At 63.9% G+C, this 20905-nt stretch carries 17 protein-coding genes; 5 read left to right on the top strand and 12 right to left on the bottom strand.

Going from position 1 to position 20905, the window contains the following annotated elements; genetic code table 11:
* Positions 1–223: 223 nt before the first annotated feature.
* Complete coding sequence (locus CO664_RS21215) at positions 224–1381, top strand: ceramide glucosyltransferase (protein ID WP_037421381.1); 1158 nt, start codon at positions 224–226, stop codon at positions 1379–1381.
* Between the two features lie 390 nt (positions 1382–1771).
* Positions 1772–3541 carry an adenylate/guanylate cyclase domain-containing protein gene (locus CO664_RS21210; RefSeq protein WP_097539814.1) on the top strand — a complete coding sequence of 590 codons (1770 nt, stop codon included), beginning with the start codon at positions 1772–1774 and terminating at the stop codon, positions 3539–3541.
* Between the two features lie 125 nt (positions 3542–3666).
* On the opposite strand, the gene CO664_RS21205 is transcribed toward CO664_RS21210, so the two are convergent.
* The 5 genes from CO664_RS21205 to CO664_RS21180 all read right to left on the bottom strand — a co-directional run bounded on the left by CO664_RS21205 (position 3667) and on the right by CO664_RS21180 (position 9716).
* Entirely contained in the window at positions 3667–5556 is a 1890-nt protein-coding gene (locus tag CO664_RS21205) for a sugar phosphate isomerase/epimerase and 4-hydroxyphenylpyruvate domain-containing protein (protein WP_097539813.1), read from the bottom strand.
* Between the two features lie 278 nt (positions 5557–5834).
* A complete protein-coding gene (locus CO664_RS21195) occupies positions 5835–6695 on the bottom strand; it encodes a shikimate dehydrogenase (RefSeq protein ID WP_097526957.1) in 861 nt (286 codons plus the stop codon).
* A gap of 87 nt (positions 6696–6782) precedes the next feature.
* Positions 6783–7799 carry a TRAP transporter substrate-binding protein gene (locus tag CO664_RS21190; protein ID WP_097539812.1) on the bottom strand — a complete coding sequence of 339 codons (1017 nt, stop codon included), beginning with the start codon at positions 7797–7799 and terminating at the stop codon, positions 6783–6785.
* Positions 7800–7861: 62 nt separating this feature from the next.
* Entirely contained in the window at positions 7862–9142 is a 1281-nt protein-coding gene (locus tag CO664_RS21185; RefSeq protein WP_097539811.1) for a TRAP transporter large permease subunit, read from the bottom strand.
* Between the two features lie 10 nt (positions 9143–9152).
* Positions 9153–9716 (bottom strand): TRAP transporter small permease, encoded by a 564-nt coding sequence (locus tag CO664_RS21180; protein ID WP_097539810.1) that lies wholly within the window; start codon positions 9714–9716, stop codon positions 9153–9155.
* Between the two features lie 293 nt (positions 9717–10009).
* On the opposite strand from CO664_RS21180, the gene CO664_RS21175 reads away from it, so the two are divergent.
* Positions 10010–10675 (top strand): TetR family transcriptional regulator, encoded by a 666-nt coding sequence (locus tag CO664_RS21175; RefSeq protein ID WP_097526961.1) that lies wholly within the window; start codon positions 10010–10012, stop codon positions 10673–10675.
* A 75-nt stretch (positions 10676–10750) separates the two neighbouring features.
* Here CO664_RS21175 and CO664_RS21170 read toward each other — a convergent pair whose 3' ends face one another.
* The 6 genes from CO664_RS21170 to CO664_RS21145 all read right to left on the bottom strand — a co-directional run bounded on the left by CO664_RS21170 (position 10751) and on the right by CO664_RS21145 (position 18155).
* Complete coding sequence (locus CO664_RS21170; protein ID WP_097539809.1) at positions 10751–11137, bottom strand: SgcJ/EcaC family oxidoreductase; 387 nt, start codon at positions 11135–11137, stop codon at positions 10751–10753.
* Positions 11138–11160: 23 nt separating this feature from the next.
* Positions 11161–14565 (bottom strand): adenylate/guanylate cyclase domain-containing protein, encoded by a 3405-nt coding sequence (locus CO664_RS21165; RefSeq protein WP_097539808.1) that lies wholly within the window; start codon positions 14563–14565, stop codon positions 11161–11163.
* Positions 14566–14959: 394 nt separating this feature from the next.
* On the bottom strand, positions 14960–15778 hold the full coding sequence (locus tag CO664_RS21160) for an isocitrate lyase/phosphoenolpyruvate mutase family protein (protein WP_097526964.1): 819 nt from the start codon (positions 15776–15778) through the stop codon (positions 14960–14962).
* 183 nt (positions 15779–15961) lie between these two features.
* Entirely contained in the window at positions 15962–16852 is an 891-nt protein-coding gene (locus CO664_RS21155; protein ID WP_097539807.1) for a dihydrodipicolinate synthase family protein, read from the bottom strand.
* Positions 16853–16866: 14 nt separating this feature from the next.
* On the bottom strand, positions 16867–17499 hold the full coding sequence (locus CO664_RS21150) for a LysE family translocator (protein ID WP_097539806.1): 633 nt from the start codon (positions 17497–17499) through the stop codon (positions 16867–16869).
* Positions 17500–17546: 47 nt separating this feature from the next.
* Entirely contained in the window at positions 17547–18155 is a 609-nt protein-coding gene (locus tag CO664_RS21145) for a LysE/ArgO family amino acid transporter (protein ID WP_097539805.1), read from the bottom strand.
* A 101-nt stretch (positions 18156–18256) separates the two neighbouring features.
* On the opposite strand from CO664_RS21145, the gene CO664_RS21140 reads away from it, so the two are divergent.
* Positions 18257–19156, top strand: a complete 900-nt coding sequence (locus tag CO664_RS21140; RefSeq protein ID WP_097526968.1) for a LysR family transcriptional regulator ArgP — start codon at positions 18257–18259, stop codon at positions 19154–19156.
* Here the strand turns inward: CO664_RS21140 and CO664_RS21135 are convergent.
* Complete coding sequence (locus CO664_RS21135) at positions 19145–20329, bottom strand: MFS transporter (RefSeq protein ID WP_097539804.1); 1185 nt, start codon at positions 20327–20329, stop codon at positions 19145–19147. The genes CO664_RS21140 and CO664_RS21135 overlap by 12 nt on opposite strands.
* Positions 20330–20377: 48 nt before the next feature.
* On the opposite strand from CO664_RS21135, the gene CO664_RS21130 reads away from it, so the two are divergent.
* Positions 20378–20902: an Lrp/AsnC family transcriptional regulator gene (locus tag CO664_RS21130; protein WP_037421450.1), complete on the top strand. Its 525-nt coding sequence runs from the start codon at positions 20378–20380 to the stop codon at positions 20900–20902.
* Positions 20903–20905: the final 3 nt, after the last annotated feature.

Below are 20905 nucleotides of genomic sequence, written 5' to 3'. Positions count from 1 at the left end.
CTTTGCACCTCGAGCGAAGCGTTCCGCTTACAGAAGCGGCAAGGTCGGAGCGAGGGGCCGGCCGCAAATGATCTCCCTCCTTTTGGGGGAGATGGCCGGCAGGCCAGAGGGGGGTGCTTCAGCCACGGCCCCGAGAGCGCCCAACTGTCATTCGCCTGTCATCTTGCGATGATGTTTATCCGGAACTCAACTTCGTCGGAATCGCGGTTCGTTGCCCGGGTAAATGATGCTCATCTTGTTCGTCGCCGGTGCCTTCCTAGCCATCAATCTGTTGAGCCTGATGATAGCGGGCTGGCGGATCTGGCCGCGTCTCGGCCCGCAGCCGCGGACGACCTATCGACCGCCGGTCTCCCTCGTCATCCCGCTCTGCGGAATCGAAGAATTTTCCCGGGAAACGCTTGAAAGCGCGTTTCGCCTGGATTGGCCGGAATACGAAGTCATCTTCTGCGTCGCCGATGCCAAGGATCCGTTGATTCCGCTGATCGAGGCCGCGCGCCGGCGCCACCCGGGCATTCCCGCGGCGATCCTCATCGGCGACGACCGGATCAGCGCCAATCCGAAGCTCAACAACTGCGTAAAGGGCTGGAATGCGGCCGCGCATGAATGGGTGGTTCTCGCCGATTCGAACGTGCTGATGCCAGCCGACTATCTCGTTCGGCTGATGGCGGCGTGGCGGCCCGAGTGCGGGCTCGTCTGCTCGACCCCGCTCGGCTCACGCCCGAACGGCTTTTGGGCCGAGGTCGAGTGCGCCTTCCTCAACGCCCACCAGGCGCGCTGGCAATATGCCGGCGAGGCCCTCGGCTTCGGCTTCGCCCAGGGCAAGAGCATGCTCTGGCGCAAGAGCCTGCTGGATGCCAATGGCGGCATCCAGGCGCTGGCGGCGGAGATCGCCGAGGATGCGGCCGCAACCAAGCTGGTGAGAAGCCTCGGCCTGAAGGTGCACCTCGTTTCCGCGCCGTTCGACCAGCCGCTCGGCACAAGGACGTTCCGCGAGGTCTGGGCCCGGCAGTGCCGCTGGGCGCGGTTGCGGCGCGTCACCTTTCCGCAGTTCTTCGCGCCGGAAATTCTGGCCGGCGTCGTGCCGCCGCTCCTGCTGTCGGCGATCGCCGCTGTCGCTGCGGGTCACAGCGTGCCCGCCGTCGCCGCTCTTGTCGCAACCGCCGCCTACCTGCCGGAATTTTTGCTCGTCCATCGCAAGAACTGGCATCTCTCCCGCTGGTCGCTCGTCGCCATGCTCACCCGCGACCTGCTGCTGCCGGTCATCTGGGTCCGCAGCTGGTTCGCCGGCAGCGCCGACTGGCGCGGCAACAGAATGTCGATCGGCTCGCAGGAGTCGCGGCTGGAAACGGGTGAGCTGCCGCTGGTGGTGAGTACGTCGTAGGGAGCTGGCGCTGGTCAGAAACGCCCGGGAAATATGCTCATTCGGGCGCAGAGCGCGTGCAATTCCCGGTCCGTTCTTTTTTCAATGTCGCGCATTGCGAGGCTGAACGGTTGCTGCGGAGCTTTGCCGGAAAGCAGCGGCAGCTTGCGGCCCTGAGCCGACTTTCGGCGTCACGGTGTCGAATGTCCGAAAGTTGCCAGGACAGTCATTGCCCAGGCAGGACGTCTGCGTCATTGGCACCGGGTTGCGAGTGCTCGACATTGTGAGCATTCACGATTGCCGGCGAACAAATGGCGAGCGATGATCTCACCCAAAGTCGCTCTGAACGGGACCCCGAAAATTTCCTCTTCCCTGTGTCTTCCTGTTATTGTGGAGACGAGGAGATGGCCTGTGAGCGAGAACCGCAAGCTAGCGGCGATCCTGGCTGCCGACGTGGTCGGGTACAGCCGGCTGGCCGGCGCAGACGAAGACCGTACTTTGGCCAGGTTGCGGGCGCTGCGCAGCGACCTGATCGATCCGACCATCGCCGTGCACAACGGACGCGTGATCAAGCGCACAGGCGATGGGGCGCTGGTCGAGTTCCGCAGTGTAGTAGACGCCGTGCGCTGCGCCATTGAGGTGCAGAACGGTATGGTCGAGCGCAATGCCGGCGTGCCGCAGGACCGCCGCATCGAGTTCCGGATCGGAATTCATCTCGGCGACGTGGTCGAGGAAAGCGACGGCGACCTGATGGGCGACGGCGTCAACATCGCCTCGCGTCTGGAGGGCGTCGCTGCGCCAGGGGCCATCTGCCTATCCGAGGATGCCTATCGCCAGGTCAAGGCGCGGCTTGACCTCTCAGTCAGCGATCTCGGCAACACGCAGCTCAAGAACATCGCCGAGCCGATCCGGGTGTATTCGCTGCGTGTCGGCACCACCGAGGCAAAGGCAACCGCGACCTCACAGCCGGTGACAAGCCGTCCGACGACGGAACTGCCGCCGAAACTGTCGATCGCCGTGCTGCCCTTCGCCAACATGAGCGGTGATGCCGAGCAGGAATATTTCGCCGACGGAATCTCCGAAGACATCATCACATCTCTCTCAAAGCTGCCGCAGCTCTTCGTCATCGCCCGCAATTCGTCGTTCACGTTCAAGGGCAAGAACGTTCACGTGCAGGAGGTCGGCAGAAACCTCGGCGTACGCTACGTGCTGGAAGGCAGCGTCCGCAAATCGGGAAACAGGGTGCGCATCACGGCGCAGCTTATCGACGCAGCCTCGAGCGGACATCTGTGGGCGGAGCGCTTCGATCGCGACCTCACCGACATATTCGCGGTGCAGGACGACGTCACGCAGCAGATCGTTGGCGCACTAGCGATCAACCTGACGGAGGGCGACCGGCAGCGGCTGGCGCCCGAGCACACCGGCAACATTGAGGCGTATGACTATTTCCTGCGTGGCCGAGAGCTGTGGCACCGGCTGACGAAGGAGACGAACGTCGCCGCCCGGGACCTTTTGCAACGTGCAATCAAACTGGACTCGAATTTCGCCTCGGCCCACGCGTTCCTGGCCCTCACCCACGTACTCGACTATTTGAATGGATGGAGCCCGTCACCGCCGAATTCGCGCGAGCAAGCGGAAGAGCTTGCGACGCGGGCGGTAGCGCTGGATGATCGCGATCCCAGGGCGCACTGGGCGCTGAGCATCGTCGAATTGTATTCGCGACGGCACGACGTGGCCATCAGCGAGGCCCAGCGTGCGATAGTCCTCAATCCGAACTTCGCTGAAGGGCACGTCAGCCTGGGCGAGGCACTGAATTACTCGGCCAGGGCCGACGAGGCACTCAAGCATTTCGATCGGGCGAAGGTCTTGAACCCATATTTTCCGGATGTGCTATTGCACTTCCAAGCCTTGGCGTCGTTTCACCTGGGAAGGTACGAACAGGCGGTTGGCTTGCTAAAAGAGCGGCTGACCCGCAATCCCGTTACCGATGTCTCGCGCGCGCTCCTGGCAGCGAGCTACGGCCATCTGGGCCGTTTCGACGATGCCCGCGCGGCTTGGCAGGAGGTGTTCCGGGTCAATCCCGACTACTCCCTCGAATACCGTCGCAAAGTGTTGCCCTACAAGAACCCCGACGATTTCGAGCTAGTCGTGGACGGGCTTCGCAAGGCCGGCCTGGTGTAATTTCAAGCCGGGCGAGTGTCCGGTCTTGCACCTTCTGCAGCCACTCGCTCAAGGAGGAGCAATGACCGGTGCTGGCGCAAAGGGGAGAGAGGCCGCAATGGCCAACCCAAAAATCCCCCATCCCCTCAATCCTTCGGCAACCCCTCAGGCCTCAAATACTTCTTCAGCGCCGCAATCCTGAAGATCGCATTTGCCGCACCGTAGCCGCGATAACCCCTCCGTTCGATGATTTCGAAGAAGAAGCCTTCGCCATAGGTGGGGCTGTAGAGCTGGAAGAACTCGCCGTGGTCGTCGCGGTCGTAGAGGATGTTTTCGGCCTTCAGCCGCTCGACCAACTCGGCATCGAGGCCGAAGCGGGCCTCGACGTCGTCATAGTAGTTGGGCGAGATCGGTAGGGACTTGAAGCCGTTGGCGCGCAGGGCCTGAGCAGTCGCGAAGATGTCGTCGGTGGCGAAGGCGAGGTGCTGGACGCCGGAGCCGAAGGTTTCGGCGATGAAGCGGCCGGCGAGCGTGTTGCGGTTCTCGGCGCCGTTCAGCGTCAGGCGCAGCGTGCCGGCGTTGTTTTCGACCACTTGGCTGCGGACGATCCCGGCCGGATCGATGATGTCGACCATCGGCGTCTTCTTGGTGTCGAGCAACGAGGTGTAGAACAGTAGCCAGGTCAGCAATTCCTCGTATTTGACGGTCTGGGCGACGTGGTCGATCACGGTGAGGCCGGCCGGCGCCGCCGGGGCGCCGTCGGTCACCGGCTCGAATTCGATCTCCCAGATTTTCGCGAGCTCGGATTTGTCGTCGAGGAAATAGATCAGGCCGCCGCCGACGCCGCGGATCGCCGGCACCTTGAGCTCGCCCGGCCCGACGGCCTGCTCGAAGGGCTCGGCGCCGAGGGCGCGGGCGCGTTCGGCGGTCGCCGCGGCATCGTCGACCGAAAGGCCGAAGGCATAGGCCGAGGTGCCGTGCACCAGATAGGAGGCGTTGGCAAAACCCTCGCGCTCGGTGTTGATCACCAGGTTGACGGCGCCCTGGCGGTAGACCAGCACCTGTTTCGTCCGGTGCCGCGCCGCCTTCCGGAAGCCGAATGTGCGGATCAGCGCTTCGAGCTCGCCCGCCTCCTCTTCGGAAGCGGTGAACTCGACGAAGGCGACGCCCTTCACGTCGACGCGCGGCGGCATGTCCGGGACCGGCAGCCGGATATCCGGCTCGGCGCGCTTCACCTGGTCGCCGAGATAGATCAGCGAGCGGTAGCCGTCGACGGCGATCGCATTGGCATTGCCGCCGCGAAACTGGTCGTTGAAGATTTCCAGCGACAGATAGCCGTCATAGCCGGTCGCCGCCACCGCGCGGGTAAACTCGGTCACCGGCAGGTCGCCTTCGCCGGGCATGTTGCGGAAGTGCCGGCTCCAGTAGAGAAGATCCATGTCGATCAGCGGCGCATCGGCAAGCTGGACGATGAAGATCTTTTCCTTGGGAATCGAGCGGATCGAATTAACCTCGATCTTGCGCGACAGCGTGTGGAAGCTGTCGAGGATCAGCCCGATATTCGGATGATCGGCCCGCCGGACGATCTCCCAGGCGTCGCGGTGATCATGGATGTGGCGGCCCCAGGCGAGCGCCTCGTAGCCGACGCGCAAACCGCGTCTGGCGGCGCGCTCGCCAAGCTCGCGGAAATCGGCCGCGGCTCGGTCGATGCCGCCGAGTGCGGCCGGCGAGACGTTGGAGCAGACGAGCACGAGGTCGGTGCCGAGCTCCTGCATCAGGTCGAACTTGCGCTCGGCGCGGTCGAAGGTGCGGGTTCTGAGCGGTTCCGGCATGCCCTCGAAGTCGCGGAAGGGCTGGAACAGGCTGATCTCCAGGCCGAAGTCGCGCACCATCCGGCCGACCTCGCGCGGGCTCTCGTCGAAGGCGAGGAAGTCGTTCTCGAAAATCTCGACGCCGTCGAAGCCGGCCTTGGCGATGGCGCGCAGCTTGTCGCTGAGGTCGCCGCTTAAGGAAACTGTCGCTATCGAGGTCTTCATCGTCCTGTCCTCGCGGTTAGAATCGAAATGCGAAAAATGGGAGGCGGGCGACACCCCCCTGTGCCCTGCCGGGCATCTCCCCCGCAAGGGGGAGATCGACTAGATGCAGGCGCCCCGCTCCTCTCATCGACGGCGCCAACCTCCTTGCCGCGTGGCCGTGGCCGACGACGGTGCCTCCTGCCCATCTCCACCCTTGCGGGGGAGATGCCCGGCAGGGCAGAGGGGGGTGTCGCCCGGCAGTTCAGTAGATGCTCCTCGCGCCACAGCCCCCGAAACCCTCACCCCGTCATCGCCCGGAAATGCTCGAGCATCCGCGCCGCATCCGGCTCAAGCCCGGTGAACAGCCGGAAGGCGCCGACGGCCTGGAACACGGCCATGCCGCCGCCGTCGAGCGTGCGGCAGCCGCGGCGCCTGGCTTCCTTCAGCAGCGCCGTTTCCAGCGGGAAATAGACGATCTCGGCGACCCAGTGGCCGGACTCAAGCAGCGCAGCATCGAGCGGCAGCCCCGGATATTTCGCCATGCCGGTCGGCGTCGCATGGATCAGCCCGGCCGCCTCGGCCATCGCCGCGGCGAGATCGGCGCCTGCCGCGATCTCCGCCTCGGGGAAGAGCGGCGAGAGCATGTCGGCGAGTGCTTCGGCCCGTTCCGGCTCGCGGTCGAAGACGGTAAGCTGCCGCAAGCCGAGCGACAGCGCCGCATAGGCCGTCGCGACGCCAGCGCCGCCGGCGCCGAGCTGGACGGCGGAGGAGAGGTCCGCGTCGGGGAGGCCGCGCCGGAATGCCTCGGCAAAGCCCCACCAGTCGGTGTTGTGGCCATAGCGCCGGCCGCCCTTGAGCACCACGGTGTTGACGGCGCCGAGCCGGCGGGCGTCGGGGGCGAGCTCGTCGAGATGGACGATCACCGCCTGCTTGCAGGGATGGGTGATGTTGAGGCCGGCAAGCCCGCGGGCTTCCGCTTCGGCGATGAGACGCGGCAGGTCGTCCTCCGTGGCGCCGAGCGCCTGCAGGTCGATCAGCTCGTAGTGATAGCTGAGCCCCTGGGCGGCACCCTCGGCCATGTGCATCGCCGGGGTCAGCGAGGCCTGGATGCCGGCGCCGATCAGGCCGGCCTTCAAGGGTCTTACAAGCGTCTCGGTCATGCTTTCCGCTCTCACTTTATCCGTCCCGTCGCGAGGGTCTTCCGGTCCGCCGCTTGGGATCGGGCGGACCGGACGATTGGCCGGCCGCTACTGGCCGCGTGCGGCGCCGATCTCCTTGAACAGCGCCTCGACCGTCTCACTGCCGATCTCGGCCTTGAACTTCTCGATCACCGGCTTAACGGCATCGCGCAGCTTCTGCGTTTCCTCGGGGCTGAGTTCGCTCACCTCCATGCCGGTCTTCTTGATCTCCTCGAGCGCCTCGGCATCCTTCTCGCGCGAAACCTTGCGCTGGAAGTCGCGCGCCTCGGTCGCGGCCGCCTGCAGCACGGCCTTTTCCTCGTCATTCAGCCCGTCCCAGAACTTCTTGCTGACGAGCACGATCTGCGGGTTGTACTGGTGACGGGTGAGCGTCATGTACTTCTGCACCTCGTAGAACTTGGCGTTGAGGATGTTTGCCGCCGGATTCTCCTGGCCGTCGACCGTTCCGGTCTCGAGCGCGGTATAGAGTTCGGTGTAGGGGAGCGGCACGGCATTGGCGCCGAGCGTGTTGAAGAGTTCGAGCGGGATCGGCGACTGGATGGTGCGGATCTTCAGCCCCTTGATGTCCTCGAGCTTGGTCACCGGATGGCGGTTGTTGGTGAGGTTGCGGAAGCCGAGCTCCCAATAGCCGAGCCCGACGAGGCCGGTATCGGGCAGCAGCTTCGTGAGGCTCTCGCCGAACGGGCCGTCCATCACCTTGTCGGCTTCCTCGCCGCTGTTGAAGAGGAAGGGCAGGTCGACGGCGCCGAACTGCTTGACGTTGTTGGCGAGGATGCCGGCGTTCAGCACCGTCATTTCGACCACGCCGCCCTGCAGCGCCGAGATCGTCTGCACATCGCCGCCGAGCGTGCCGCCCGGGAAGAGCTTGACCTCGATCTTGCCGCCGCTCTTTTCCTTCACCAGCTCGGCGAATTTCTCCATGCCGGTCACCTGCGGGTGACCCTTGTTGTTGGCCGAGGCGAATTTCAGCGTGTGTTCGCCGATCTCCGCGTTGGTCGGCCCGGCAGCCATCAAGGCGAGCGGCAGGGTGAGGCCCAGCGCCAGTTTGGTCAGTCCGTTTAACATGTTTTCCTCCCAGGGTTGGACCGGTACTCCCACCGGCCGTGTTGAATGCGTAAAAATCTGTGTCAGTGCCCGAACCAGGAGACCGGCACGGTTACCAGTTCGGGGAACAGAACGAGCAGGAACAGGACGATCAGCTCGGCGATCAGGAAGGGCATCACGCCCTTCATCAACTCTTCCATCGACAGCTTCGAGACGCCGCAGATGACGTTGAGCACGGTGCCGACCGGCGGCGTGATCAGGCCGATCGAGTTGTTGATGATGAACAGCACGCCGAAATAGACCGGGTCGATGCCCGCCTGCTTGATGATCGGCATCAGCACCGGCGTCATCACCAGGATGGTCGGCGTCATGTCCATGGCGGTGCCGACGACGACGATCAGCGCCATGATGGCGATGAGCAGCGCCGTCTGGTTGTCCATCAGCGGCTCGACCAGGGCGGCAAGCGCGCCGGGCACGTCGGCCACGGTGATCAGCCAGGCGGAGACCGCGGCGCAGGCGACCAGGAACATGACGACGGCGGTGATCTTGGCGGCCGAGACGAAGACGTGGAAGAGCTGGGCCGGCGGCAGCTCGCGATAGAGGACCATGGCGACGAAGAGCGAATAGACGGCGGCGACGACGCCCGCTTCCGTCGGCGTGAAGACGCCGAATTTCAGCCCGACGATGATGATCACCGGCAGCATGAGCGCCCAGATGCTGTCGGCCAACGCCTTGAGGCGCACCGCGCCCGTCTCCCGCGGCGGCAGCTCGAACTGTTCCTTGCGGGCGACGAGAAACCAGGTGATGCAGAGTGCGGCGGCGATCATCAGGCCGGGAAAGATGCCGGCGAGGAACAGCTTGGTGATCGAGACGCCGCCGACGACGCCGTAGAGGATAAAGCCGATCGACGGCGGAATGATCGGGCCGATGATCGAGGCCGACGCAAGCAGGCCGCCGGCGCGCGCCGCGTCATGGCCGCTCTTCAGCATCATCGGCAGCAGCAGCGCGCCGAGCGCCGCCGCATCGGCAACCGCCGAGCCCGAGAGGCTCGAAAGGATGCAGGCGGCGAAGATCGCCACGAAGCCGAGACCGCCGCGGATATGGCCGACCATCGCCATCGCCAGCGCGATGATGCGGCGCGAAAGGCCGCCGGTGTTCATCACCTCGCCGGCAAGCAGGAAGAAAGGCACCGCCATCAGCGGAAAGCTATCGGCGCCGTTCAGAACGTTCTGCGCGACGATCTGCGCGTCGAAGAGGCCGAGATAGAGCATCAGCGCTACGCCGCTGAGGACCAAGGCGAAGGCGATGGGCACGCCGAGCGCCATCGGACCGAGCAGAGCGCCGATAAAGATAGATACGGTCATGCTCGCCTCCTCAGTGCTTCGCGGAGACCGGCCCGAGCGCGGGCTCTGGCAGATCGTCGAGGATCACCTCGTCCTCGCTGTCGCGCACGAGTTCGACGGTCGCTATGTCGATACGGCCGGTGGCGATGGCGAAGGCGTCGGAAAGGAGGATCAGGAAGGCGGGAATGCCGAAGGCAAGACCGGCGCCATAGAAGAAGCCCATGGAAAGGCCGGTGGCCGGCGCGTCGACATGAAGATTGATCAGCGTCTGCGCCCAGCTGCCGCTGATCATCAGCCAGGTGGCATAGAGCATCAGCGCATGGCCGATGAGCACGGCGATCTTCGCGCCGAGCGTCGGCAGCCGCTTGATGAGTGTATCGACGCCGAGATGGCCATGCTCGCGCATGGCGACGACGGCGCCAAGGAAGGTCAGCCAGACGAAGAAGATGCGCGACAGCTCCTCTGAAACCGTGATTCCCTGGTTCAAGGCATAGCGCAGAACGACATTGCCGAAGACGAGCACGACCATGCCGGCGAGCAGCAGGGCGATCGTCACCTTCAGCGCGAAGAAATAGAAATCGATGATGCGGGTCATGCGCTCCTCCCAGGCGACAGGCGAGCCCTGGCGGACGCGCTTGCGCGAGCTTGTCTCCCAATGCCGGAGGGTTCCGGCCGCCAGAACCCCGCGCTCCTCCGCGGGTTCGGCCCTCTTCCGTTAAAATGTACTAACTAGTTCGGATGTCAAGTGGCTTGCTATTGAAACGAAGCGGCAAGGTAGAATATGTCTTGATGCATCGCTTGGGAGAGGGGCCTCCGGCTCGATCTGGAGAAGCGGGCAATAAGGTCAACGGAACAAGGGCTCGTGGAAGATGGGGGCGACGCGCGACGATGGCCGAACGGCAGATGAACGGCAGGAAGAACGATCCGGCGAGAACACAGGAAGACATTCTGGAGGTGGCGACAGAGGAGTTTTCCACCCACGGGCTGGCGGGCGCCCGGGTGGATCAGATCGCCGAACGCACCCGCACCTCGAAGCGGATGATCTATTATTATTTCGGCAGCAAGGAAGCGCTCTATCTCGCCGTGCTGGAGCGCTCCTATCGCAAGATCCGCACGCTCGAAGCCGATCTGGAGCTTGCCAACCTGCCGCCCGAACAGGCGCTCCGCACGCTGATCGCCACCACCTTCGACCACGACGAGGCCAATCCCGACTTCGTCCGCCTGGTCAGCATCGAGAACATCCACCACGCCGTCCACATGCTGCGCTCGGAGGCTATTCGCGAGCTGAACGTCTCGGTGATCCAGACGATCGACGCGATCGTCGAGCGCGGCCTCGCCGACGGCACCTTCCGCCGCAAGGCCGATCCGATCGACATCCACATGCTGATCAGCGCCTTCTGCTTCTTCCGCGTCTCGAACCGCTACACCTTCGGCACGATCTTCCGCCGCGACCTATCCGAACCTGCGACGATCGGCCGCCACCGCACGATGATCGCCGACGCAGTGGTGAGCTATCTGAAGGGCGGGGAGGGGGTCGGGGCGGCCCATCCATGACTGGACGCGCGTGCCGGCCGGCAGCGATTTCCACCCTAAATCAGGTCCGGCCTCATGCTCAGCCGCGGCGCAGGCTCAATTCCATGTGTGGAGACAAGCTTTCCAGGATCCGTCGCCTTGGCGTCGGAAGACCGTAACGACAGTCCCCTCGTAGCGCTGCGTTTCACCGTCTTCGCCGGGAGCATTGGCCGACCACTTCCCTATTGCATAGGCGATGTCGGCACCTGACTGGGCATCGATCATCTCGATTCGATGATCCTTCACTCCAGCCGAGATCAAGCCATTCCAAAAGTCTTCGATTGCGCTTGTTCCCCTGACAACTGCGTGTGTAGACGGCAAAACGACCGCATCCGGCGCATAGAGTGCGGCTACCGCGTCAGCTTTGCCGCTGTTGAAGGCTGCATTCCATTCATCGTTTGCCCGCTGAATTTCGCCGCGGATATTTTCAGACGCCTTTGTCATCGCATCCTCCCTGGCCGGATCAATCAGTTGGCCGCCCGAAGCCCTTCAGCTGTTGCCGTGAGCGCATGTGCGGCTTGCAGGTCAGGCAACGTCAGGCCCTCGGTAAACCCGGAAAAAATCAGTGCGAGCTGCTCGCGAGCGCCTGGTGCGGGAAGGCCGGCTCGAACGAGGACCAGCGCCGCACGCAGTTCCCAGAAGCGCGCGCGCTGAGCCCGTGCCGTCGCCATTGCCTCCACAAGAAGATCCCCGGAATTTCTGGCTCTGTCCTCTCCAAGTTGCAGCAGTACCTCCCCGTGGAGGCGAAGTATCTCGGCCGCAAACCAACGCTCCTTGGTACGTTCCATCTTTGCCTCGGCTGTTTCGAGCAAAACGAGTGCAGCACCCGGGTCGCCCGCTCTCAGTTCGATCTGCGCCTGAAGAGCGATGAAATAGGGAACCATGTAATCTGCGCCGGTATCGCGCCATTCAGCAAGACCTCGTTGGAGTTCGAGGCGTCCACGATCGAAATCGCCTGCGTCGGCGATTGTCCAAGCGTTCAGCATTGTGGCACCGGCAAGCCAGAAGCGGAATCCGGCTTCCGTGGCAATGCGGGTCAGTTCCGAGCACCGCTCCTGGACGCCTTGGTGGTCGCCGAGAATCTGGCGGATGACTCCGCCAAAGAACAGTGGCAGGGCGAGGCTGTTGCGATGACCCACACGATGCGCTTCAGCAAGCGCTTCGTCGTTTGCTGCCAATGCCTGATCGGGAAAGCCGAGTGGCAGCAATGTGCGGGCGAGATAATCCAGGCACACCACGCGCGGATCAAAGGCGTAGACAAATGCCGGCGATCGGTGCTCTCGAGGATTGTAAAGTGCAAGAGCCTCCTCCAGATGTGCCCGGGCGCTGACGAACTCACCGGCAGGCAATGAGCTGACGCCGGCGGCCCGGTGAGCAAAGAAGGAAAGTCCGCGATCATTGCTCGGTTCCGCCAATTCAAGCAGCCGGTTGGCCGCACTGCGTGCTTCCGCCAGTTCGGCAGCATAGAGGTGGTAGAGGCATAGTCCGTAAAGCACCGGGAAGAGCAGACGCGTCTCGCCCAGCTCTTCACAAAGCTGGCGCGCTCGACCATAGGCATCTGCTGTGGGAGGCGCGGCGAAGCCGTGCGCAGCAACATGCGTGCTGCCGAGCGCCAGTTGGATTGAAAGTTCTCGGCGCGAACGCTCTTCGGACGGAGGTATCGCCGAAAGCCCGCTAAGGGCGTTGTCGAAACGCGTACGCGCTTCCGTCAAAGCGGAGCGTGAAAGCGCCCGGCGACCAGCGAGTTCATTGTACTCGACAGCCCTGTCCAAAAGGCCCGCTTGACCAAAGTGGTGCGCAAGCAGTTCGGGCTCTGTCGTCACGATTTCGGGGAAGCGTTCCTCGAGTATCAAAGCGATCCGGGCGTGCAGCTGCTGACGACGGCTGTGCAGCAAACTGCTGTACGCGGCATCCTGGACCAGTGCATGCTTGAAGGCATAGGTTGCTTGACCGTCACTGCCGCGGCGGAAAACAAGGCCGGCTGCTACTAGCTGGCTCGTTGCGCGCTCAAGCTCCAATTCGGGCAGGCCCGTTGCTGCCGCCAGCAGCTCGTGCGTGAACTCGCGTCCGATCACCGCCCCGACTTGCGCCACGTCTCTTATGGAATCCAAGCGATCGAGGCGGGCCATCAGCGAGTCGTGCAACGTCGCGGGAACCGCGAGCGGCGGTAACGGGCCAGCCAGAACCAGCTCGCCATCTCGTACTTCAAGCAGGCCCGATTCCAGGACGACCTTGGTCAATTCTTCCACGAACAGCGGAACGCCTTCGGTCTTCGAGAGTATCTGGTCCAGCACTTCGGCCGGTAGCTGTTTGCCGCCGGTCATCGCTGCAATGATAGAGGCCGCTTGGGCACGGCTGAGCCGGTTCAGCGTCAAGAACGTCGCGTGCGGAAGACCGCTCCAGCGGGCCGCGCCTTCCGGTCGCGATGTTGCAATCAGCATTACAGGTAGTCGCTGAATCCGACCTGCGATCTGGTCAAATAGCTCGGCCGATGTCGGATCCAGGAAATGCGCGTCTTCAAGCAGCATCAGCACTGGTTGGCTGCGTGCAAGGGCCTCTAGTTGCTCGAACAGCACCTCGAACGTGCGCGTCTTTTGCTTCTGCGCCATAAGGTCGATCTTAGGGTAGCGCCCCTCGGTGGGGATGGACAGCAATGCCGCGATCAGCGGTATGGCGTCGTTTGGGTGCCTGGTCGAACCGGCGAGGAGTTGCTCAAGCAAGTCAAGCTGACGCTCGGGAGGGTCGGTCCGCCTTATGCCTCCAGCTCGGAGCAGCTGATCCGCGACAGGATAGAGGGCGCTTTCCACGTGATAGGGCGAGCAGTAGTATCGCAGTCGCGTATGTGGCTCGTCTTTCATGTGCTCCCGCAATTCCTGCAGAATACGGGACTTGCCAATACCGGCCTCGCCGAACAGTTCGACCACTTGTCCTTCACCGGACGCCGCCAGCCGCCACCGATCGAGCAGCAAGGCGATATCGTGGTCGCGCCCGGCAAGCGGCGCAGATTCGTTTGCATGAAGCGCGTCGAACCGACTCTCCGCGCCACCCTCTCCAATCACTTTGAATGCGCTGACGGGGGTGTCGAACCCTGCTAGCTTCTGTGGCCGAATGCTGGTTATCTCGAACATATTTCCGATAAGGCGGTAGGTAAGCTCGGAAATGACGACCGTTCCAGGCTCGGCAATTGCCTGGAGGCGCGCGGCAAGATTGGGAGTCTCTCCGACAACTGCGTTCTCCTGTGCTGACCCGATGCCGATGAGGTCACCAACAACCACCACCCCGGTGGCGATTCCGATCCGGACCGAGAGTTGCTGACCGTCCTTGACGGGCAGACCATTCACGGCACTGACGACCGCAAGCGCCGCACGAACGGCGCGTTCCGCTTCGTCTTCGTGTGCCTGCGGCCAACCGAAATAGGCCAACACGCCGTCGCCCATGAGTTTCGCGACGTATCCCGCGAAGCGAAGGACTTCGCCAGCCGTGGTATTCTGGAACTGCCTCAGGAGGTCGCGCATGTCCTCCGGGTCAAGCCGCGTGGCAAGCGCGGTAGAACCGACGAGATCCACAAACATGACCGTCAGTTGCCGCCGTTCTGCCTCGCGCGGGCGTCCAGGTTCGCCGCGCTGTTCTACCGACGGCGACATTGGAATTGGTGAGACCGAATCTGGCTTCCTCGACGCCGTCTCAGGCTGTCCTTGCAACTCGGCTATCGCCTCGAGGATGCGCTTGCGGTGGCCCAGCGCGCCTACGCCGATTTCTTTCAAGTCATCGGCCGTCAGGCGGGGTAGGATATCGGCATCAATTGCGTTGTCGTCGAAGGCCGGAACATACTGCTCCAGGCCCAAGCTCTTGAGCCAAGTTGCAATATTCATATGGCCTCTCCTCGACCACTCCTTCCGGGAGGAACGAGTTTATCACACCGGCCTTGGGTTATCACGATTCCCGGTGCGGCGACGGCGCTGCCGCTTGAGGCCTCCCGGGGTGGTTGAGCAGGACCGAAAGGTCGGGGAATTTATGGGCAGAATGCCTGCCCAATCGGAAATACCTCGGCCGACCCTGCCTGCCCAACTGCGCCGGCGGGTCGTGACGGCGCACGCGCGATGCACCGTTGCGGCAGGCAAGGCACAGTGCCGCATGACATCCGGTGCGCTTGCATGTTTCGCGCGCGAGCACCGTTCAGGTGCCGGCGGGGCGATCCGCCAGCAGACGGTGGCGCTGCTAGCTGGCGCGCAGGGCGAGCTTCCATCCGCGAGAGGCTGATCTCGTCTATGATGATGCGCGGAATAATCCCTCCAGTTCCGCAAAGCCCATGGCTTTCTCCGAGAACCGGAAGGTCCCCTGCGACCGCATCTCCCGCGCAGCGTCCACCATTGCACCGTAAGCAAGGCGCGCCAGGGCGGAACCGACACTGATGCGCTTCGCTCCGGCCTCGGCCAGATCCGCCAGGCTGAACGTCGCCCCCGGCATGCCCATCACGACGTTGACCGGCTTCGTGAGGGCATCGCACACAGCTCGGATCGAATTGAGGTCGGCCAGGCCGGGCGCGTAGAGCACATCGGCCCCGGCCCGCTCGAAAGCTTGCAGCCGCCTGATCGTGTCGTCGAGATCGGCGCGTCCCCAGAGGAAATTCTCGCACCGAGCCGTCAGAACGAAATCGTGAGGAAGGGACCGAGAGGCCTCGGCGGCCGCCTCGATCCGCTCGACCGCCAGAGCGAAGTCGAAGATCGGACGGCTCCGATCTCCCGTGTGGTCTTCGAGGGAACAGCCGGCCAAGCCGATGCCGGCCGCCGCCGCGACGGTCTCCGCAGCACTCTTGGGATCGTCTCCGAAGCCTTTTTCGAGATCGGCCGAAACCGGCAGTGGCGTCGCATCGACGATCGCCCCGCAGTGGGCAAGCGTCTGTTCGCGCGAGGCGGAACCCTCTGGCAAGCCGAGCGAGAACGCCATGCCGGCGCTGGTCGTGGCAAGAGCTGGGAAACCCATGGCCGCCAGGATTCTGGCGGTGCCGATGTCCCAGGGATTGGGAATGATGAAGGCTTCGGGGCCCTCATGCAACTTCCGAAACAATGCGCGCTTGTCGTCCATTTGCGACCTCGTCGGATATCCCGGAACGAGCATTGCACACCGGCTGGAACAAATAAAGAACAAAGATGCGCGTAGGGGATCGGATCGAGCATCACCTGCCTGATGAGCGGACTTTCGCCCTGCCGGAAGCCCTGCCGGCGGCCTGATGCGGCTGGCATCGCGGCTCTGGCGGGAGCCGGCCGGTCAGCCAAGCACGCGATCAAGGGCGTTCTTCACTCCTGCCATTTCGGATTGCGGCAATGGCAAAATCGGGCACGGCGGGTCGGCCCGGCAAAGGCCGAGCGCTTCCGCGATCGCGTACATGACGCGGAAGCTGCCGAACGCCTTGAACAGGCTCCACAAGGGTTGAAATGCCTGGTCGAGCCGCTCGACCTCGGCAACATCGCTGGCTTGCGCGGCCCGGGTAAGCGCCAAGGCTTCCGAGGGCAAGAGGCCGGCGATCACGCTGTACCAGGCGTCGCAGCCTGCCAGCAGCGCCGCCGCCGCTCCCCAATCGCCACTGTAGCCGATCGAGAAACCTCGCGGTGTTTCGCCGCGAAGGCGCGCCATTTCGCCCTCGAAGGCGTCGTCCTGCGGCAATGGCATCTTCACCGCCGCGATGTGCGCGACCTTCGCGAGCCGCGCAATCAACGCGTCGCTGAAGTTAAATCTTGTGGTGCCCGGATTGTTGTAGATGCAGAGCGGCAATTGCCCCGCATCGGCGACAGCGGCGAAGTGCTGGTAGACCTCTTCTTCGAAGAGCGGCGTATAGGACATGGGCGCCAGCAGCAAGCCGTCAGCGCCGGCGGACCTGGCATCCCGCGCCAATGCCTGCGCCTCGTCGGTTCGAAGCGCCCCGACGCCGACGATGACAGGCGTCTTTCCGCCGACGCAATCCATCGCCGCCTCGACGGCGCGTCGCCGCTCGCCACGTGAGAGAAAGGCGTAGCCGCCCGTGCTGCCAAGCAGCCCGATCGAGTCGACCCCGGCGAGATGAATACGCTCGAGCAAACGCGCAAGTGCGCCCGTGTCGACATTGCCGGCAGCATCGGTCGGGGTCATGGAAAAGGCCGAAAGGCCGGTGAAGAGCGTCACGATCGTTTTCCTCTTCAAGCGCGAGACAGCAACAGCCGCAGGCCGGCCACGCCGAAAAACACGGCCAACAGACCTTCGATCCAGCGCCGCGCGCGGCGATAGAGGCGCACCATCGGCGCGGTCGAAAATACAACGGCATAGCCGCAAAAGATGGTGACGCTCAGAGCCGCGCAGCCGCCGAGGATCGCGCCGAGCCTGTGCCACGACGTTTCCGGTCCGAGACCGAGCGTCACCAAGGCGATCCATGCGAGCACGGATTTCGGATTGGTGAGATGCATCAGCAATCCCCGCCGATAGAGAGCCGATCCGCAGAGGGCATCACCGCCCGACGGCTGTACCGCCTTGTCGCCGGAAGATAGAGCCGCCCTTGCAGCCTTGAAGGCGAGATAGAGGAGATAGAGGCCGCCGAAGATTTTGAGTACGATCAGGGCTTCGGCGTAGCGGGTCAGCAGGGCCGAGATGCCGGTGGCGGCCATCATGCCCCAGAAGATCGATCCGCTGACGACGCCGGCTGCCAGGAGGAGTGCTGCCCGTCTGCCGTTATTCATCGCAACGCCCATGATCTGCATGTTGCTGGGGCCCGGACTGGCGGCGGCGATCACATAGGCGGCGTAGACAAGCAGAAGCTGGTGGACGGAGGTGGACAAGCTTTTGGGACCTTATGAGCCGAGGAAATCTGCGAGGCGCGGCGGAATCACATTCCGGTCAAGAGTTTAGAGGCGATCATCCACATTGTAAAAGCAATGAGCGTTTCCAGGATTCGCCAGGACAGCGGGTTTGAGAAGATCGGTCGCAGCCATGTGGCGCCATAGCCGAGCGAAAAGAAGAACAGGAAGGAGGCGGTGACGGCGCCTGTCGTGAACGAAAGCTCGCCACTCGGAAATCGGGTCGAGATCGTGCCGAGCAACACGACCGTGTCGAGATAGACATGCGGATTGAGCCAGGTGAGCGCCAGGCATGTCAGAACGGTCTGCCGAAAGCTCGACGCTCTCTCCTCTCCGGCCGCCAAGGCTCCGGACGACCGCAGGGCGGAATAGAGGTTCTTGGCGCCGTACCAGATCAGGAACGCCGCCCCGCCATAGCGCATGGCCGTGTCGAGCCAAGGCAGAAGCGTGGCAATCTGCCGGAAGCTGGTCACCCCCAGGACGATCAGCAAGGTATCGGACAGGGCGCAGGCAAGGCAGACGGCGAACACGTGCTCGTTGCGCAGCCCCTGGCGCAGCACAAAGGCATTCTGCGCGCCGATCGCCACAATCAGGCTGAGCCCCATCATCAGGCCTGTGACATAAACCGAAAAATTCATACCTGCGAAGCGCTCCAGAAACGAGATGAGCGTTTCCGGTATCGCGACGGAAGAATTCAGGCTAGTTAATGTTGCTAACTTCAATTAAGTAAAACTAAGCCATGCTCGATTATTCCGCTCTCCGTGCCGTCACGGCCGTCGTCCAGACGGGCAGCTTCGAAAAGGCCGCCGGCGTCCTCAACGTGACGCCCTCGGCCGTCTCCCAGCGGGTGAAGCAGCTCGAGGAACGGCTCGGCGTCGTCCTGATCGCCAGGGGAAATCCCTGCACCGCGACGGAGAAGGGAGAATGGCTCTGCCGTCATATGGAGAATGTCGGCATGCTCGAAGGCGAGTTGCTCGCGCACCTGCCTGCCCTCGTCGGTCCGGGCGAACGGCGGCAAAGGGTGACACTGAACATTGCGACAAGCGCCGACAGCCTCGGAACCTGGTTCGTCGCGGCGGTCTCGAACTTCGCCAAGCGCTCGCCCTACCTGCTGAACATCGCCCTCGACGACGAGGACCATACCGCCGAATGGCTGCAAAAGGGGCGAGTGATTGCCGCCGTCACCAGTCTGGAAAAGCCGATCCAAGGGTGCCGGCGTGTGTCTCTCGGCACGCTCCGCTATCATGCGACGGCGAGCCCCGACTTCGTTGCCCGGCACTTTACTGAGGGCGTCACGCCGGAAGCGATAACCAGTGCGCCGGCCCTTACGTTCAATCAGAAGGACAGGCTGCAAAGCCGGTGGATCCGCCAGGCGCTCGGGGAAGAGCTGACCTATCCGACCCACTGGCTGCCGTCGACGCAAGGCTTCCTCGAGGCGAGTCTTGCGGGCATGGGCTGGGCGATGAATCCGATACAGCTTGCGCGCGACCATCTGGAGTCCGGCCGACTGGTCGAGCTGATCCCCGGCACGCCGTTGGACGTTCCCTTGTACTGGCAGATCAACCGCCTTGCCGCCGACCGGCTGACCGAGCTCACGCGCGAGGTCACTCTGGTCGCCAAGCACAGCCTACTGCATTGAGGAGTGGCGCGGCGCGCGGGCTGCCGAGACTGCGGCGGCCAGCATCAGCCCCGCCGCGGCCAGCGGCAGAACGTAAAAATCCGTCCCGGCATAGGCGGCGCCGAAGCCGAGCGTGCCGGCAAAGAGGGCGAGATAGGTGACGCCGCTGTTCAGCCCCAAGATCGCACCGCGTCGGGCGGGATCGAGCGCCGTCAGCCGCACGATGAGGACGTTCAGCCCGAAATGGTTGGCGAGCCCCCAGAGAAAGACGACGGCGAGCAGCGCCGGATAGGAGCCGCTTGCTGCCGACATCGCGACATAGACGCCGGCGACCGCGAGAAAAATTAGCGGCAGCAGCCTCGCCGCACCGAAGCGATCGATCAGACGGTCGAGGAAGGCCGCGCCACCGAAGCCTAAGCCGTAGGAGGCCGCAAGGAGGCCGTTGGAACTGACGGGCAGGCCGAGGGCGCCATGCAAATGGTCGCCGATATAGGCATAGACCCCATAGAAAGCCGCCATGAAGGCCGCGCAGGCGACAAGAAGCGAGGCCGCGCCGGGCACGCCGAGCGCCGCTAGCGGCGAGGTCGTCCTGCCGGCGGGTCCTTCCCGCACCGCCGCGCGCCGAACGCCGGCGCAGGCCGTCAGCGCTGCTCCGGCGACGACGAGATAGACCGCCCGCCAGCCGGCGAAATCGGCGATCGCCGCCGACAGCGGCACCCCGGCCACCATGCTCAGCGTCCAGCCGGTCAGCACCAGGCCGATCGTCTCGCTCTCGCGCCCGGCCGGGGCGATCACCGAGGCCAGCGTATAGATGGCGGGAAGCGCAATGCCCGCGGCAATCCCGACGACGAGCTGGGCTGCGACCAACAGCGGCAACGCCGGCGCGGCGGCGCTTGTGGCAAGTCCGCCGGCTAAAAGTAGCAGCGCTGCCGCGAGCATGCGGCGCGGGCCGTGCCGATCGATGAGGCGGCCGAGGAAGACGGCGCTCGCCGCGGTGCCGAGTCCGAAAGCGGCGGAAGCCGTCATCACCGCTGGCACGCCGGTGCCGAGGCTTAGCGACACCTCCGGCGCGATCGGTCCGAGCGCCAGCGAATTGGAGCCGATGACGCCGATCGAGGCGGTCAGCAGCAGGGCAAAGGGCGGAATGCGAGCCCGGTCGGCGGATGAGGAAGCGGATTGATCGATGTTCGTCATTGCCGCATAATCTCAGAACGAAGTTCGGCATCAAGGAGAAATAGCGGAATGGATCAAAATACAGACGACGTTCGGCGGAAGCGCCTGCCGGAGCGCGACCTCGATGCAATGGACCGAAAACTATTAGGCGTGCTGGTCGAGGACGCGACGACGAGCTACGCCGAGCTCGGCGACCGCGTCGGGCTTTCGCCGCCGGCCGCGCATGAGCGTGTGAAGCGCCTTCGGCGTTCCGGGGCGATCCGGCGCGTGGCGGCGCTGATCGATCCCGAGGCCGTCGGCAAGACGCTGCTCGCCTTCGTCCATGTGGATACGACCGGCTGGGGCAAGACTCAGGCGCTGCTGGCGATCGAGGAATATCCGGAGGTGGAGGAGATCCACTCGGTCGCAGGCGACACCTGCATGCTGCTCAAGGTGAGAACCGAAAGCACCCATGCGCTCGAAGGCCTGCTGGCGCGCCTTTACGACACACCCGGCGTCAAGGCGACGCGGAGCTATGTCGTGTTGTCGACCTATCTGGAGCGGCCGGTGCAGCCCGGCACGACGAGCGAATGGCCGGCCGTGGTGAAGAGCTGACGG

Source organism: Sinorhizobium sp. NG07B (assembly GCF_002532005.1).
Classification (GTDB): domain Bacteria; phylum Pseudomonadota; class Alphaproteobacteria; order Rhizobiales; family Rhizobiaceae; genus Sinorhizobium; species Sinorhizobium fredii_C.
Note: the sequence above shows the minus strand (reverse complement) of the source record. Positions and strands in the feature narration are given on the sequence as shown.

Bases quoted from the DNA above. Each gene is read 5' to 3' on its own strand.
- CO664_RS21215 (WP_037421381.1), top strand. From the start codon at position 224: ATGATGCTCATCTTGTTCGTCGCCGGTGCCTTCCTAGCCATCAATCTG.
- CO664_RS21205 (WP_097539813.1), bottom strand. From the start codon at position 5,556: ATGAAGACCTCGATAGCGACAGTTTCCTTAAGCGGCGACCTCAGCGAC.
- CO664_RS21195 (WP_097526957.1), bottom strand. From the start codon at position 6,695: ATGACCGAGACGCTTGTAAGACCCTTGAAGGCCGGCCTGATCGGCGCC.
- CO664_RS21190 (WP_097539812.1), bottom strand. From the start codon at position 7,799: ATGTTAAACGGACTGACCAAACTGGCGCTGGGCCTCACCCTGCCGCTC.
- CO664_RS21185 (WP_097539811.1), bottom strand. From the start codon at position 9,142: ATGACCGTATCTATCTTTATCGGCGCTCTGCTCGGTCCGATGGCGCTC.
- CO664_RS21180 (WP_097539810.1), bottom strand. From the start codon at position 9,716: ATGACCCGCATCATCGATTTCTATTTCTTCGCGCTGAAGGTGACGATC.
- CO664_RS21175 (WP_097526961.1), top strand. From the start codon at position 10,010: ATGGCCGAACGGCAGATGAACGGCAGGAAGAACGATCCGGCGAGAACA.
- CO664_RS21170 (WP_097539809.1), bottom strand. From the start codon at position 11,137: ATGACAAAGGCGTCTGAAAATATCCGCGGCGAAATTCAGCGGGCAAAC.
- CO664_RS21165 (WP_097539808.1), bottom strand. From the start codon at position 14,565: ATGAATATTGCAACTTGGCTCAAGAGCTTGGGCCTGGAGCAGTATGTT.
- CO664_RS21160 (WP_097526964.1), bottom strand. From the start codon at position 15,778: ATGGACGACAAGCGCGCATTGTTTCGGAAGTTGCATGAGGGCCCCGAA.
- CO664_RS21145 (WP_097539805.1), bottom strand. From the start codon at position 18,155: ATGAATTTTTCGGTTTATGTCACAGGCCTGATGATGGGGCTCAGCCTG.
- CO664_RS21140 (WP_097526968.1), top strand. From the start codon at position 18,257: ATGCTCGATTATTCCGCTCTCCGTGCCGTCACGGCCGTCGTCCAGACG.
- CO664_RS21135 (WP_097539804.1), bottom strand. From the start codon at position 20,329: ATGACGAACATCGATCAATCCGCTTCCTCATCCGCCGACCGGGCTCGC.
- CO664_RS21130 (WP_037421450.1), top strand. From the start codon at position 20,378: ATGGATCAAAATACAGACGACGTTCGGCGGAAGCGCCTGCCGGAGCGC.